This is a genomic window from Psychrobacter sp. I-STPA10, assembly GCF_021012795.1.
Taxonomy (GTDB): Bacteria; Pseudomonadota; Gammaproteobacteria; order Pseudomonadales; family Moraxellaceae; genus Psychrobacter.
In genome coordinates this window covers 12,612-28,597 of the sequence record NZ_VFYU01000005.1, presented here as the reverse complement: position 1 = coordinate 28,597, position 15,986 = coordinate 12,612, and the positions used below count along the sequence as shown (strand labels likewise).

Genomic DNA, 15,986 nt, shown 5'->3' with positions numbered 1-15,986 from the left:
AACCCTTAAAATCTGTTAAAATTTTTCATTCAATTTATTCATTGACATCATGCTTCTTTTACATACAAATCCATACAAAGCCACATAGAACATACAGGACATAGATAATCACCATGACTTACTTTAAAAACATCACCAACATGAACCTACATTCCTCGCTCCATTCGCATCAGCTTATGTATAAAAAACTATATACAGCAATCAGTGTGGGACTGTTAACCACGCTTTGTTTATCGACTCCAGCCATTGCTGCGCAGTCAAATGGGGTGACCACTAATACAAGCACACAGCCCACAATAACAAATAATGTATCTGTTGCTAATAGCACAGATGGTATTATCGCTATTGTCAATGACTCTGCTATTTTAAAAAGTGATCTTGCCGCTGCGGTACAACAAGCCAGACAAAGCATTCAAGCATCTGGTGGTAGGCTGCCTCCTAATGAACAACTAAACCAAGAAGTACTCAATGGCTTAATTTTGCGTGAGCTACAACTCGACTTAATCCAACGTGCAGGTATTCGCCCCAATCCTGAAGCCATCAATCAACAATTACAAGCCATTGCTCAATCACAAGGATTTAGCAGCTTAAGTGAATTACAACAACGTCTAGATGCCAGTCAACCAAATGGCTATGCCTTACTGCGCCAACAAATCATCGAAAATGAATCACTAAAAGCACTGCAACAGCGTCAAGTCGCTGGTCGAGTACGTATTACTGAGCAAGACATCGATGCCTACCTTGCCTCTCCAGAAGCGCAACAACTAGAACAAAGTGAGTTTCGTACCATTCATATCCGTGTGCCCTATTTAGATGACTATAGCCGTATTACTGAGCAACAACGTGAGCAAGCCATGCAAGTTGCTCAGCGTGTACATACCGCACTACAAAGCACCGACGATGCCAATCAAGCCATTGCAGCTGTGACTAGCAATACGGATATTAACTATCCCGTTGAGCTACAAGGTGGTGACATGGGATACCATCCTGCGGCAGGTCTACCCACTGAACTTGCAAACAAAATCACCAAACTGCAAGTAGGTGAAGTAGCCGCCCCTCAAGTGACTGCACAAGGAATTGACGTTATTAAATTGGTCGATAAACGTAGTGATGATCGTCTGATCATACCACAGTGGCACGTACGTCATGTTTTAGTCAAATCTAACCCTCAACAAAATGACGCTTTGGCTGAACAAAAAATTAATGACATCTATCAGCAGCTACAACAAGGCGCCGATTTTACTGCCATTGCTGCCACCTACTCTGATGATGCTGGTTCAGCAGGACGTGGTGGAGATTTAGAATGGATAACTGAGGGAGATACAGTGCCAGCATTTGAAGCCGTAATGAAATCCACACCTGTGGGTAGCATCTCTCAACCGTTCAAAAGTCAATTTGGCTGGCATATTCTTAAAGTAGAAGAAACTCGTAAAAATGACGTCAGCAAACAATATCGTCGTAACCTAGCACGTGAAGCTATCTTCCAACGCCTTGCACCACAAGCACAAGAAGACTGGTTACAAGAACTAAAAGCCAATGCCTATATCAAAATAATGTAGTTAACTATCGACAATGATGGCATCAACCCATCAACCAGAGGTCCACACTCTGTAAACAGGACCAAGAACTGATCCGCTCCCTACATACCTCCACAGTACTACAGTGTTGGTAGATAGGGGGTGGATTGATTTGAAAGCACAAAGCTTAGGGTCTGTTGAACTTTCACCCCGTTAGACTAATATCTGCAAGAAATACAGCTACTTTTTACTTTCATGTAAAAATTGCTCGCCGCTTTATGAGACTAATATCGTACTTTTACATAAGTCCTGATTATATTGATTCTATTGTCTATCAATGTATCTTAAACTAATAAGTATCTCAACCAAACCTAGTGTTTAAGCACTTTTTTTGGATCGATGGGACTGCCGTTTTCACGTACTTGAAACTCCAGTGCAACTTGATTGCTGTTGCCAGTATTCCCCATGATGGCGATGGGTTGACCTGCCTGCACTTGATCGCCTTCATTGACCAAAATTTTACTATTGTGCGCATAAGCAGTCACATACTGTTTATCATGACGAATCATGATCAAATTACCATACTCGGGTAGACCATCACCTGCATAGAGCACGGTGCCTGCATTACTTGCTACCACTGTATCCCCCTCTCGACCGCCAAACCACATACCTAAAATACCTTGATTAGCATTATACTGCTTGATGACTGGATTAGATGATGGTAGGCGATAAGTCGTTGCAGGGACAGGCTCAACCACGCTTGCTGCACTCGGGTATGGATTTGATCTAGTGGCAGGCGATGTCCTGTCAAAGCGACCACGTTCATTAGACTGCACACCTGTGGTAGCAGCTTGATAGCCACTTTGCTGACCATACTGATTATAAGAGCGTTGATTATTTGTTGTCGTATCAGTCCAAAGCTTTAACCATTGTCCTGTATAGATGGTATAACGACGATCTAAATTGTTCAAAGCACCTATTTGACGATAATTAAGCCCATATCTCGCAGCGATTGCACTCACTGTATCGCCCTGTTGCACATGATAATAGTTAGGCACACCCACCTGATTTTTGCTGATCGTTGGAGTGTTATTAGGATGATACGTTGGCTTAGTTGCACAACCAGAAAAACAGACAAGAGCGGCTACCACCGATGAAGACACTGCCACTTTTTGCCATTGGGGCAACCTAACCTTTTTGGCTGGTTGTAATAATTTTATGTACATAGCAATCCTTATAAATTAACAATAGTAAATGAAAAATGAATTATTCATATTAGAATAGTACAAATGATTAAAAAAATAACCAATACTTTGAATAAAAGTAACAATAATGAGTTATATAAATAAATAGAGGATAAATGTAGCAAATAAATGTAACATGAAAGTTAATCTATACAACTATTGAGTAAATATAAATCTGTCACTAAACTGAGCACCAAGTTACTGTATTGATTACCTATATTCACTCAATCACTTAGATTAAATGCCTCATACTAAATCAATAAAATCCCTATGCTACCTATATCTTAGTAGTATGTTACGCTTATCTAAGTGAATGACACATTTATTCTACAAGATTTAGGAAATTTTGTGTGACATTGCTCAGCCTAAATATTATTATAACCACAACGTTTTTAATGAGTTTTTTGCGTGATGATCAAACATATACAAACTAGTTTATCTGCTTCACGACTTAAGCGTCTTGGTTTTGGGCTAATCATTAGTAGTATTGGATTGATAACACAGACAGTAAATGCTGCCACTAGCTATAATGACATGATCACCATTCCTGTAGACCTAGCAGGTATCAGTACCACTAAGTATGAAATTGCAGTAATGCATGTACTCTCTGAGATTTGCCCACCCATGCTCAATACACAACAAAGACAAAAATTTTATAAAGCTTATAATATTGAGCTGCAAAAACTAATGCCAACTATTAAAAATCCAAAATCGGCAATACAATATTTGTCTACTCAGCAAGATTACAAGCAGGTACTACAAAGCATACGTGGATGGACATCAAGCATCTCAAGAAATGAAAATAAAGCTTTATGTCAGGATTTAGCAGACACCAATTTTTAAACTTAATATGATAAAAATTATAAAATAAAATGCCTTTTATCGATAATTGCCATTGGTTTTTTTATATATCATTCTTAATATATAATTATTGGTTTATTTGACTAAGTCATACATTTCATTTATAGCTTCCGTGACTATTTCGCCACATCACCATACTAATGGTTTCAATAATTGTATCAATAATGGCTTTGATAATAGTTTCACGGAAAAACCTTGATTGCCTATTTCATCACCTTAGGCATTTTGCTAATATATCTGTTTTGGGTAAGCAGTCATGATGATTACTGCTAAATCAGCTTGCCTTTATACTCTTTATTTTGACGGTCATTGCAGTATGAGTGGTTATGGAAAGAAACATGAGAAAAAAACAATTGCTACACCTTATCACAGCAGCGAGTCTATCGATTGCGCCTTTCGTAGCGAATGCTGCCATTGAACCACCACAAATGGATAATGCAGCTTATGTGCTTATGGACTATGATACAGGTGAAATACTCGCACAAAAAAATGCTAATACTCCCTTACCACCTGCATCTTTGACCAAGATGATGACCAGCTATATTATTGAAGACAAACTCATCTCAGGCGAGCTAAAAGAAGACGAACCGGTGTTGATGAGTGAAAATGCATGGTGTCGAGGTAGTAGCAGTCAATCTTGTATGTATGTACCTGTAAATCAATCTGCCTCTGTCATTGATATGCTACGAGGGATTATTGTGCAATCTGGCAATGATGCCTCAAAAGCAATGGCAGAGCATATCGCTGGCAGTGAATCGGCTTTTGCAGATATGATGAATCAAGAAGCAGCCAAGCTTGGCATGGAAAATACCCACTTTGTTAACTCCACAGGTATGCCAGCTGAAGGTCATGAAGCATCGGCACTTGATTTAGCAAAACTTGCCAGAGCCATTATCAAAAATGGTGGGCAGTATTATGATATCTATGCTGAAAAAGAATTTACTTATAATAATATCACTCAAGGCAACCGTAATGCCCTACTGCTGACCGATCCAACCGTTGATGGACTCAAAACAGGACATACCAATGCCGCAGGCTACTGTCTTGTCGCCTCCAGTAAGCGCAATGATATGCGTCTTATCTCCGTGATTATGGGCACAAAAAGCATGCAAGCACGGGCTGATCAATCGCGTGAGCTACTCAACTGGGGGTTTGGTCACTTTGATACCGCCATACTTGCCCCCGCCAATCAAGTCATGGCTCAAGCTCCTGTGGCATTTGGCTTACAAGACAGCGTGTCTGTCGCCACCCAAGATAGCCTTAAAGTCCTGGTCAGTAAAGATCAAAAAGACAAACTCAGCACAGTCATTCAATTAAATGACAAGATTGATGCGCCCATTGCTCAAGGTCAAAGTGTGGGACAGCTACTGGCAGTAGTTGATGGCAAAACGGTTGCCTCAGTACCATTAATTGCAACCACCTCTGTAGAGCAGTCTGGATTCTTTAAGCGAGCATGGGAACACTTAGTAAACTGGGTCACAGGATTATTTTAATATAATTTTAAACAATTTTAAATAAAATAATATTATAAAAAAGGGAGACTAAAATATTCAAGCTCCCTTTTTTATTTTATATCTTTTATCTCAAAAGTACATAACACCCTATTTATAAACTATCTTTATGTCTCACTCAAGCCAACTTTTAATGGCTTGTGCTTGCGCCTTGTGCGATAGCTGGGTCGTTTGACAAATATCGACCCCCGATGCTAATAGTTCATCCATTTGCTTTTGAGACAAATCATCATAATAATAGATGATTAATAATCGATGGTTTGATTCTAACTGACGGATATGTTCAGCCAACATCATTGCATCCACTACTTTTACCTGTGATGAAATCATCAACCCTGACGCTGACGTGGTAAAAATATGATTCATGAGTGCATCAATCTCACTAAACTCATCGACTTGCGCCCCAAACTGGGTGATCATCGCAGGAAAATAAGAAGGGGGCTTTACTGTATAGAAAATAATACGCTTACCAGATAGTATTTGATTGTCTTCATTTTGCATCCAAATTTGTAACGGTAGCAACAAACGAAAGGTACTTCCTTTTCCATAAACACTATCAACCTCTAGCTTGCCATCCATTAATTTTGTCAACCGTTGTGCCACGCCTAACCCAACGCCAACGCCTTCAAATTCACGACTCATTGAAGGATCAACCTGAAAAAATGGCAAAAAGATGTCTTTTAAATTATTAGCTTCTATGCCAATTCCTGTATCTGTTATTTCAATACGCCAATAAATAAAACTGTCTTGTTTATCTAAAAATGATTCAACAGTAATACTACCCACTTTTGTGAATTTCACCGCATTATTTAGTAGCGCATCGAGAACACTATAAATCTTTTGATGATCACCTTTTAAGGCTGTGTCCATATGATGAATACGGCTAATCACCTCTATACCCTTATCCTGCGATAATTTTTCATAATTCTGAATGAGGCTACCTAAGATTTTAAGTGGCTCAATCTTTTCCGCCTCAACCTTCATTTGTCCTTTTTCTATCTTATTAAGTTGTATGATTTGACTTAAAATCAGCTCAAGATCGGTACTGCCCTTTCTAATAATACCAATCGCATCTTCTTGTTCTTGGCTGGTATATTGATTATCTAATAACTGTAAGCCACCAAAAATCGCATTTAATGAGGTTTTTAGTTCATGAGTGATCATGCTCTGAAAGCTACTTTGTTGCAGAGCCAATAAATCTGTTGTAGAGGGTGCTTGTACTGAGTTGTTCATACGATGAACTTCAGACTGTGCCTGTTGATACAGGTGTTCCATTAGCTCCAAAGATTGATGCAGCTTATTTAATTGCACATAGATAGTATGATCTTTGAATACCCGATTGGTCAGAGGATTATAGCGATCATTAATCTCATCAGCATAATTTGACAGTGAGTTAATACTATTGATGGGTCTGGAAATCCACCAGATTACCCATACTAACCAGATAAGATAACAAAGCAACAATGCTAATAATATGAGTGAATGGCGTACAAACCACTGCTGTCTCAACCTGTCAAGATCAAGAGAAACATTGATATAACCTAACAAAGATTGATTAGGGATAATAAAAGGCAATTCTTCTTTATTTGAGGAGTCAATATTACTGGTAACAGGTTGATGAAAACTGACAATGTCATCTTGTAATACCACCTGCCAATCAGGTTTATTTTCCTCAGAAAAGCTCAAAGACTGATTAATTGAATAAAAAGAAATACTCTGTAATGTAGGATCTTGTTCAAGCAAATAAGTAACCTGTTGACCTACAACTGAAATACCATCTGGTATCGATGCATTTTCAGCCAATATTTGTGACAAATTTTTTATTTCTATTTTTTTTAGGCGATAATTATCAATTAATTCATGATATATATAAGTACCCACTGCAACTAAATAAAGCACGGTTGTAGAGATAATAACTATTTTTTTTATGTTCCAACTTAAATTTTTTGGACAAAATCGACTCATAATAGGGTCTAACCAATATCATTGATAACAAGCAAAAAAAGATAGCAAAGCAGTATGCCAAACCTGCCTCACACCAGCTAGAAATTAACAAGTATTGCTCAACATCCAACGTCAATATCTTGGATATAAAGAACATTTGCTATACTCAAATTTCAGTGACGAATGCTGACTAACGCTTTTTTTGTTTTTTGAACTTTTGCACCCGTCTACGTTGTCGCTGCTGTTGCAGTTTGGCTTTTGTTGGTACTGTCTTTTTTCCAGAGTAAGGGTTACTATTCAGTTTAAATTCAACTTTTAAAGGCGTACCCTCAAGCTTAAAGACCTGACGAAATTCATTTTCAAGATAACGTCGATAACTATTAGGCAATGATCCAGTTTGATTACCATGAACAACGATAACAGGTGGGTTATGTCCACCAAGGTGAGCATAACGCAGCTTAATACGGCGACCTGATACCATCGGTGGTGGATGCGCTGAAATGGCATCTTCTAAAATTCTAGTTAAGCGGCTGGTTGATACCTTAAACATTGCTGACTGATAAGCCCGCAAAATCGAAGGATACAGATTACCCACACCCGTACCATGTAAAGCAGAAATGAGATGCACCTTAACATAAGGAATAAAATCAAAACGACGCTCGATTTCAATTTTAACCATCTGCTTTTTATCTTCAGAGAGCCCATCCCATTTATTAATGGCAATGACAATGGCACGACCCGCATCCAGCGCATAGCCAAGCATGTGCAAATCTTGATCGACAATGCCCTCTTGTGCGTCTACCACTAAGATAGCCACATTGGCATCTTTTATCGCTTGCAACGCTTTAATAACAGAGAACTTTTCTACCTTCTCATCAATACGTCCACGCCGACGTACACCCGCCGTATCAATGAGGACATAGTGTTTACCATCTCGCTCATAAGGTATATAGATACTGTCTCTTGTCGTTCCTGGCATGTCATAGACCACAACACGCTCTTCACCCAATAATCGGTTTACCAAGGTAGATTTACCCACATTTGGTCGACCAATCACTGCTAATTTTAGTCCATCTGGAGTCTCTTGTATCTCTTGCTCAGTCATGGGTGCTGTTAAATCGTCTAGTAAATTAGACAAACCACGTCCATGACTGGCAGCCATTGGATATGGCTCTCCTAGCCCTAAGGCAAAAAACTCAGCTGTAGCGGCATCATGCACCCCATCAATTTTATTTGCTACTAGATATACAGGCTTACCAAGAGTGTGTAACAGCTTAGCAATTTCTGCATCTGCACCGACAATGCCAGCACGAGCATCAACAACAAAAACGATGATATCTGCCTCATGTATGGCAGTGTGCGATTGGGTTGACATATAGTCATCTATCGCACCTTGACCATCATCAGCTTCGCCAATGCCACCTGTATCTACGACAATAAATGACTTTCCTTCATGGCTTGCATCTCCATACTGACGGTCTCTGGTCAATCCAGATAAATCAGCAACCAGTGCTTGGCGTGTTTTTGTCATTTGATTAAATATCGTCGATTTGCCGACATTTGGACGTCCAATTAAGGCAACGACGGGTTTCATTGGCATGGATTATTACTCTCACTAAAATATAAATATATAAGTTTTAAAAAAACGACTTAAAAATTATGATATCCAAATCGGATAAAATCAGCAAAAACTATTGGCGTTTTAATTGCCAAATACTCACTTGACCAGTCGTACTTTGAGTCAGCAACGTATTTGCTTGTGTTTGTAGCGTAGACAACGCCCCTTTACCTTTGGTATTGCTACGGCTAACTATCTTACCAGTAGACGTATCTAATAAATGTACGACACCCTCTAAATCACCAACTGCCACATAATTACCAATCACCACAGGATTGGTGAGTTGTCGATAGGCAAGCTCAGAATTATCCCACAAAGGTGCACCCGTATTGCGATTAAATGCTCTAACGTGACCATCTAAAGTGGTCGCAATGACACTATTCGCCGTAGTAGCTAAAGACTTTAAACTGCCTGCATCTTGTAAAAATAATATTTGCTCGCTTAAAAGATCAACCCCTACCAACTGTCCACTATAGCTGATTGCAAATAGCTGGCTATTATCTATTACAGGCGCACCATCCACATCTGTCATGCGCTCCACTTCACTCGCACCAGAAGGAATACCAACTCGGCGTGACCATAATGGCTTACCTGTGGTGACATCTAAGGCATGCAAACGCCCATCTGCTGTCGCTATAATCGCTGTACTATTATCTAAAAGTACTGGTGAGGCACTACCGCGCACACTAATACTTGGTGCTTGGGTAGCAAACTGCCAAACGGGACTACCTGTTTGTAGTGACAATCCTTGTAATAGACCATCATTCCCAGAGACAATGACTCGGTTATTATGAATCAAAGCAGGCGCTAAAACAGTACCCGTTGTTGGTTGCTGCCAACGTATCTGACCTGTAGAAGCATTTAATGCCACAACTTTTGCTGTCCGTGTGCTCACTATCACCGTGTCACTAGCAGCATCAAAGGCAACACCACCCATAATTGCACTTTTTAAATCACTTTGCCACAGTCGTTTGCCTTGAGCATCATAAGCAGATACTTTGCCATCACGGCTAGCGGCAATCACTTGACCATCATCATAACCAACTTGTAATGATAGTGGGTCTTTACTATTGCCTTTACTACCCACATCTGTCACAAATACTGGTTGCAATAAATCAACGGATTGGGCTAATTTAACCAATGGGGTTGGTTTATGCTCTTCAGGTTTAATGCCTTTAGTACAACTAACGACACCGACCAAGGCGGTGGATAATAAAGCAACCGTAATACCTTTTGTGATACGGCGATACCGTAGCGATGACATTGTATTAAAAATGGTTGTTGTCATGTTATTTACTCACTTAATCATAAAAGTTCTTCAAAATAAGATAGGTATTGAGCATTGCTGTTTTGACAGTACTTCAAAAAGTATGCAATGATTGTTTTTCAAAGAACATACTTTTTACAATATCATCAACTATAAATATGAACTACTACTGTCCTGTAGACTCTACACTGCTATCATTGATTTGGTTATCACTGGCAGCATCAACCGTTTGCTCTGCTTCTGTGCTTGATTCATCCGTTACATTTTCACTGGCAATATTTGCATCACTAGCAGCAGCATTTTCAACAGTAACATCTGATAAAGAAACAGGTGCGCTTGCAATTAATGCTGGTTTCTTGGGCATTTCTTGCGGCATGATGCCAATACTTTCCATTTTCAAACGTAAGATTGCTCGATCTTCTTTACGACCTACAAGTAAATTCCAAGCATTTTCATAAGCACGCTCAGCTTCTTGAGTTTTATTTTGCTGCAAATAAATATCACCAAGCAGCTCTTGTTTGCTCGGCTCAAAAGCATTAGGCATTTCTTTAGAAGCAGCAGACAACGCTGCATCCACATCACCAGCTGCCAATAATGTAGTGGCATAACGTAGCTGAGTCATTGCTGTTAAACCGGCATCCTTTAAAGGGATATCCAATGCACGTTTTAGTGTCTCACTTGCACCTTTATAATCTTCACTATCTGCTTGTTGACGTGCTTTTAATAACAAAGCTTGCCACGCGTAGACAGAGTCAGGATAAGCAGTAACCAACTTATCTACCTGTGTTGCCAGTGCGCTGCGCTCAGCTTGTAGTGCAGATGACTGTAAATCAGGATTTTGTTCAGCCAATGCAACTTTGTCGTTCATCTGTTGGATAGCAGAATACGCTTGTGCCGCTTCTATATCAGGACTGACCGTATGGCTTTGCCAATATCGAAAGCCAAAAAATCCAGCCAATGCCAACACAATCGCAGCAATAATATAGCCAGCATAGTGCTTTAATTCTGCTATTGATTGTGCGTCATCGTTGCCACTACGAGGGCTTGAGTTGCTGTTACTCACCATAATATTGCCTAATAAAATTTCACTTAAAAAACTATCGACATGATCATTCGTATGTATACTGCAAAGATCACTACAAATATCAATAGATCATTCTACAAATCATTAACCTGCAAAGTTTTCAGCCGAAAATAACCAAGTATCTACATACACAGCTTGCTCACCTGTCTGCATGTTTTTGATACTAATTTGCTGCTTATCTATTTCATCTTGTGCCAAAATAACGGTCAGTTGTGCACCAGATTTATCCGCTTTTTTCATTTGTGATTTTAAACTAGTGGCACTGGCAGTTTTGATGCGTAAGTCAGGACGATTTTGGCGTAATGATTGCGCATATTTTAATCCTTGTTCATAAACATCAGGATGGGCAACCACAAAAACGTCACAAGCAGCTGTATCTGCAAATGGATTCACTGCCTGTATTAATAACAACAGACGCTCTAAACCCATCGCAAAACCAATGGCTGGTGCAGACTGAGCAGGTTTATTTGAATCAGATTTTAACGTTTTTAATTGACCCACTAATCCATCATAACGCCCACCAGCACACACAGTTGCTTGCGCACCCAACTTATCTGTTACCCATTCAAAAACGGTTTTATTATAGTAATCTAGACCACGTACAAGTTTGGGATTAATATCAAATTCAATGCCAAGTGTCGTCAAATACTGCTGTACTTTGGCAAAATGTGCCTGTGATTCTTCTCCCAAAAACTCATTTAGTTTTGGTGCATCAACTAATAAAGCTTGGGTATTGACATCTTTGCTATCTAAGATACGCAGTGGATTGGTGCTTAGGCGACGTTGACTGTCCGCATCGAGTTGATCTTTTTTATCGGTTAAATAATCAACGAGGGCTTGGCGATAAGCTCGACGTTCTTCTGGCTCACCCAAGCTATTAATCTGTAAGGTTAACTCATGATCAATGCCCAAAGACTGCCACATCATATAAGTCATCGCAATCAGCTCAGCATCTGCATCGGGCAGCTCACTACCAAAGCTTTCTACTCCCAACTGATGAAACTGGCGATAGCGACCTTTTTGTGGCTGTTCATAACGAAACATGGGACCCATATACCAAAGTTTTGGATTATCACCACGTAATAAATTATGTTCAATAACCGCTCGTACTGCACCAGCCGTCCCTTCAGGTCGTAAAGTAATAGGCGTTGGAGGATCAGACTTATCGGTAAAACTAAACATTTCTTTTTCAACGATATCAGTTGCATCACCAATGGCACGAGCAAAAAGTTGAGTTTCCTCAACAATTGGCAAGCGGATTTGCTCAAAGCCAAATCGATCGAGTACATTTACTAATGTTTTTTCAAGCTGACGCCATTCTGAGCAAGGGCGGCTGACATCTGTTGCTACTTGCAAAATGTCATTAAACCCTTTGATTGATTTGATCATAATGATTTCTTTTCTCTATTCATCTCTATTTATAAACACTGTTTATAGAAACTATTGATAAATGCTATATTTTTAATATAACCAGTCTAAGCAAACATAACCAGCAAGCATACTTTATTTATTAGCAGTTAACAATGTGGTAATAAAAAACTATCTCTACTATTAACTCACGCCAATCTGTTGATAATCAGCTTATCAGTTATTTAACTCGAATAATCTCTTTTTCTCGCTTTGCCTCTTGCTCTTTGACTTTTGCTCGTACCATTTTTTCAATTTCATCTGCAAGTTTGGTGGTATCAATTAAATGGCTTTTATCACCATTACGATAGACCAAAGAGTTAGGGCTGGCTCCAACCACACCAATATCCGCCTCTTTTGCTTCACCTGGACCATTGACTTTACAACCTATCACTGAAACATCCATCGGCTCACGGATATCCTCAAGTCTGGCTTCCAGATCATTCATCACCCGAATCACATCAAACTCTTGCCGTGAGCAACTAGGACAAGCAATAAAATTGACACCATTGGCTCGAATATTAAGAGATTTTAAGATATCAAAACCAATCTTAATCTCCTCTTCTGGCTCTGCCGCCAAAGAAATACGCATGGTATCGCCAATCCCATCAAGTAGTAAACCACCCAAGGCAATGGCAGATTTGACCGTTCCCGTACGATAGACACCTGCTTCAGTCACCCCTAAATGCAAAGGGTTATCAATTTGTGCCGAGATGAGCCGATACGCATCAAGGGTCAAAAACACATTACTGGCTTTCACTGATATTTTATATTGATCAAAATCGAGTTTCTCTAAAATATCAATATGACGCAGTGCAGATTCAAGCATGGCTTCACCCGTTGGCTCACCATATTTACGCTGAATGTCTTTTTCTAATGAGCCTGCATTGACTCCAATACGAATGGGGATACCATGATGTCGGGCACAGGCAACCACTTCACGTACCTTTTTTTCATTACCAATATTGCCAGGATTAATACGCAAACAATCTGCACCAACCTCAGCCACTGCCAATGCAATCTTGTAATCAAAATGAATGTCTGCAATCAGTGGTACGCTGCTTTGTTGCTTAATCTTAGCAAATGCTGCGACGGTATCCATGGTCGGTGTAGATACCCGCATAAGATCTGCCCCTGCATCAACGCAGCGTTTAATTTGTGCCAGTGTCCCTTCAACGTCACAAGTATTGGTATTCGTCATACTCTGTACACTGATGGGTGCATCGCCACCAATTGCCACATCACCCACATAAATCTTTTTGGTGGGACGACGGGTGATTGGAGAGGGTATCGACATACTTTGTCCTTATCAAATCATTGCACGCTCATTAATTATAAGCAGCATTGTAAGCATAGTGGCTAGATAGCTAGGTAATAATAAATATAAATACAGTTACTTCTGTTACAACTTATGTAACTCAAGTTTATCAAACTGACGAATATACTAAACCTTTGAGTAATAGACACGAGATGATAAATATCTAAATCATCTTTCTATATAGCTCACATACACATTATGGTGCTAATGAAAAATTTGCCTGATCATTTTGTGCATAATCTGCAAGTGGTACTTTTACTTGGTTTAGATTTAAGGTTACGTTTTTCACATTATTAATTTGTACTTGAAATGGGGGCTGACCTTTTATTTTGTAACCACCCCGAGGCTGATCGCCTGACAGCAATACTGCCCCTGTTGCATCGGTTACTGTAATATCAGTATTATCACGTACCCAAAAGTCTAAATTGGCATCCGCTTGTGCAACAGTCGTCTCAGTGGTTGCAATGGCTGATCCTGTATTAGCAATATCTAATGCGCTACCCGTCGCTGTTACAGCAGCATCTGTCGCTGTTGTCAGCGCAGCACCTTGGGCTTGTTCTGAGCTGGATATATTATTAATGGCTATTTCATCTTGTGGATCTACTGCCGTTTCTTGTCTGGCATTATTGACTGTACGCAACAAAAATACCGCCAATGCAATAAGTGCAATAACAAACAATATCAAAAATGGATTGATACGAAAGCTAGGACGTCGTGAATCACGCTGTAGTGTACCAAGTGGTTTGAGTGGTGTTTTTATATTTCCGACACTACTTTTAAGATGCTCTGGATACACCGCATCAAAGCTTTTGACAATGGCATTGGTATCTAAACCCAGATATTTTGCATAGTTTATGGCAAAACCTCGTGCAAACGTCATCTGTGGTAATACAGCAAAATCTTCTGCCTCCAGTGCCTCTAAATGGCGCTTTAATATATGCAGGTGATCTGCTGCCTCATCCAGCGTACAGTTTTTTTGCTCTCGTGCCCATTTAAGAGTTGCACCAAATGAACGTGAATCTGTATTAGACAACGCTTCCGACATCTTATTTCCTGTAAGTAAAGTTTCAGCCTGCTCAACTGAAGATGATGGCTGATTTGGTGAGTGGTGTTGGTTTGTTGATTTTTGCATTGTATGTTTCTTTATATGTTTCTTGCTATTTTTCTCATATTCTGTATTTTGCTGCATTAATTTATTACTTTGTACTTCGTTACTTCCATGATGCTTCAGGATTACGAATCCAAGTTTTAAGCAGCTTCGCTTCATCACTCAGCGGATATGCAGATAATAATTGCTGCGATAACTGTTGACGTTGTCGCAAATTATTATGAGCGGCAGCTAACTTAATACCTTGTAATAACAACCGAGGACTGCTTGTCACACCCCCTGTCAACATCACTGCTTCATCATACAACTGCTGTGCTTGCACCATGCGACCTTGAGTAATCAATAAGTCTATTAATTCAATGTGGGCTATCAGACTGTTACGATTGCCTTCTAATGCTCGTATAAAAGCATGGTTTGCTGTTTGCGTATCACCAACTTTTAATGCGGTACGCCCAAGATTTTCTAAAGCACCAATACGCCCCTCATAACCTAGAGCCGAACCTGCTATCTCAAACTGAGCAATGGCCTCTTTATAGCGCCCACGCTGTGAGAGATATACCCCATAGTTATTACGAGCTTGCATAAATTGTGGATCTATCTCAATGGCACGTTTAAAAAAGCCATCTGCCTTAGCTAAGTTGAGCTCACTGCCCTCTTGTTGCAACAGCACACCCATCATATCATAGGCTGGCGCATATCTGCTATTGGCAGCAAAAGCCTTCTCTAGCTGCCTTTGAGCAGAATCAAGGTCATTTTGACGGATAAATTGTGCCGCCATCGTAGTACGTACTTGTGCCACTTTATCTGGATCAGATACATTGTGTCCAGAAGGCTCTGTCATGGTTGTATAACGGCTACTTGGTGCATCACTTGGGGCACTTTGGCAAGCACTCAATGCAACGCTGCCAACGATACCCATCATCGCTAGACCCACTGCCTTTGGCAGCCGTTGTAAAATGTTTGACTGTGTACTGTTAGATATTGTCACAAATTTTGTCATAAGTAATGGTGTTTTCCCATGTTGCATGGCAGATTGTATTGGCGCACATTTATTTTTCTTAGGCAGTAAGTGTGTCATAATTACCGTCTTACATCAGTAGTTTTATA

The 15,986-nt window shown here is 39.8% G+C and carries 12 protein-coding genes; 3 read left to right on the top strand and 9 right to left on the bottom strand.

Going from position 1 to position 15,986, the window contains the following annotated elements:
• Positions 1–176 precede the first annotated feature (176 nt).
• Entirely contained in the window at positions 177–1,559 is a 1,383-nt protein-coding gene (locus FHK89_RS02575; protein ID WP_230656424.1) for a peptidylprolyl isomerase, read from the top strand.
• 329 nt (positions 1,560–1,888) lie between these two features.
• On the opposite strand, the gene FHK89_RS02570 is transcribed toward FHK89_RS02575, so the two are convergent.
• Positions 1,889–2,743, bottom strand: coding sequence for a peptidoglycan DD-metalloendopeptidase family protein (locus FHK89_RS02570; RefSeq protein ID WP_230656421.1), 855 nt, complete (start codon positions 2,741–2,743; stop codon positions 1,889–1,891).
• A gap of 429 nt (positions 2,744–3,172) precedes the next feature.
• On the opposite strand from FHK89_RS02570, the gene FHK89_RS02565 reads away from it, so the two are divergent.
• Positions 3,173–3,604 carry an MCR_0457 family protein gene (locus tag FHK89_RS02565; RefSeq protein WP_230656656.1) on the top strand — a complete coding sequence of 144 codons (432 nt, stop codon included), beginning with the start codon at positions 3,173–3,175 and terminating at the stop codon, positions 3,602–3,604.
• A gap of 356 nt (positions 3,605–3,960) precedes the next feature.
• On the top strand, positions 3,961–5,115 hold the full coding sequence (locus FHK89_RS02560) for a D-alanyl-D-alanine carboxypeptidase family protein (RefSeq protein WP_230656418.1): 1,155 nt from the start codon (positions 3,961–3,963) through the stop codon (positions 5,113–5,115).
• A 132-nt stretch (positions 5,116–5,247) separates the two neighbouring features.
• Here the strand turns inward: FHK89_RS02560 and FHK89_RS02555 are convergent, their stop codons facing one another.
• The 8 genes from FHK89_RS02555 to pilW form a co-directional block, all read right to left on the bottom strand.
• Entirely contained in the window at positions 5,248–7,098 is a 1,851-nt protein-coding gene (locus FHK89_RS02555) for a sensor histidine kinase (protein ID WP_230656414.1), read from the bottom strand.
• A 169-nt stretch (positions 7,099–7,267) separates the two neighbouring features.
• Positions 7,268–8,677, bottom strand: a complete 1,410-nt coding sequence (gene der, locus FHK89_RS02550; protein WP_230656411.1) for a ribosome biogenesis GTPase Der — start codon at positions 8,675–8,677, stop codon at positions 7,268–7,270.
• Positions 8,678–8,768: 91 nt separating this feature from the next.
• Positions 8,769–9,983: an outer membrane protein assembly factor BamB gene (bamB, locus tag FHK89_RS02545; protein WP_230656408.1), complete on the bottom strand. Its 1,215-nt coding sequence runs from the start codon at positions 9,981–9,983 to the stop codon at positions 8,769–8,771.
• Positions 9,984–10,128: 145 nt separating this feature from the next.
• Positions 10,129–11,028 carry a YfgM family protein gene (locus FHK89_RS02540; RefSeq protein WP_230656405.1) on the bottom strand — a complete coding sequence of 300 codons (900 nt, stop codon included), beginning with the start codon at positions 11,026–11,028 and terminating at the stop codon, positions 10,129–10,131.
• Positions 11,029–11,130: 102 nt separating this feature from the next.
• The gene (gene hisS, locus FHK89_RS02535; protein ID WP_230656402.1) at positions 11,131–12,435 is read right to left on the bottom strand and encodes a histidine--tRNA ligase; all 1,305 of its coding nucleotides are present in this window, start codon (positions 12,433–12,435) and stop codon (positions 11,131–11,133) included.
• A 199-nt stretch (positions 12,436–12,634) separates the two neighbouring features.
• Positions 12,635–13,750 carry a flavodoxin-dependent (E)-4-hydroxy-3-methylbut-2-enyl-diphosphate synthase gene (ispG, locus tag FHK89_RS02530; RefSeq protein WP_230656399.1) on the bottom strand — a complete coding sequence of 372 codons (1,116 nt, stop codon included), beginning with the start codon at positions 13,748–13,750 and terminating at the stop codon, positions 12,635–12,637.
• 217 nt (positions 13,751–13,967) lie between these two features.
• Positions 13,968–14,903 (bottom strand): helix-turn-helix domain-containing protein, encoded by a 936-nt coding sequence (locus FHK89_RS02525; RefSeq protein ID WP_230656396.1) that lies wholly within the window; start codon positions 14,901–14,903, stop codon positions 13,968–13,970.
• 79 nt (positions 14,904–14,982) lie between these two features.
• A complete protein-coding gene (pilW, locus tag FHK89_RS02520; RefSeq protein WP_230656393.1) occupies positions 14,983–15,957 on the bottom strand; it encodes a type IV pilus biogenesis/stability protein PilW in 975 nt (324 codons plus the stop codon).
• Between the last annotated feature and the right edge of the window lie 29 nt (positions 15,958–15,986).

Coding starts and splice junctions, on each gene's coding strand:
- FHK89_RS02525 (WP_230656396.1), bottom strand. CDS start 14,903: ATGCAAAAATCAACAAACCAACACCACTCACCAAATCAGCCATCATCT.
- ispG (WP_230656399.1), bottom strand. CDS start 13,750: ATGTCGATACCCTCTCCAATCACCCGTCGTCCCACCAAAAAGATTTAT.
- FHK89_RS02570 (WP_230656421.1), bottom strand. CDS start 2,743: ATGTACATAAAATTATTACAACCAGCCAAAAAGGTTAGGTTGCCCCAA.
- hisS (WP_230656402.1), bottom strand. CDS start 12,435: ATGATCAAATCAATCAAAGGGTTTAATGACATTTTGCAAGTAGCAACA.
- FHK89_RS02575 (WP_230656424.1), top strand. CDS start 177: ATGTATAAAAAACTATATACAGCAATCAGTGTGGGACTGTTAACCACG.
- pilW (WP_230656393.1), bottom strand. CDS start 15,957: ATGACACACTTACTGCCTAAGAAAAATAAATGTGCGCCAATACAATCT.
- FHK89_RS02555 (WP_230656414.1), bottom strand. CDS start 7,098: ATGAGTCGATTTTGTCCAAAAAATTTAAGTTGGAACATAAAAAAAATA.
- FHK89_RS02565 (WP_230656656.1), top strand. CDS start 3,173: ATGATCAAACATATACAAACTAGTTTATCTGCTTCACGACTTAAGCGT.
- FHK89_RS02560 (WP_230656418.1), top strand. CDS start 3,961: ATGAGAAAAAAACAATTGCTACACCTTATCACAGCAGCGAGTCTATCG.
- FHK89_RS02540 (WP_230656405.1), bottom strand. CDS start 11,028: ATGGTGAGTAACAGCAACTCAAGCCCTCGTAGTGGCAACGATGACGCA.
- bamB (WP_230656408.1), bottom strand. CDS start 9,983: ATGACAACAACCATTTTTAATACAATGTCATCGCTACGGTATCGCCGT.
- der (WP_230656411.1), bottom strand. CDS start 8,677: ATGCCAATGAAACCCGTCGTTGCCTTAATTGGACGTCCAAATGTCGGC.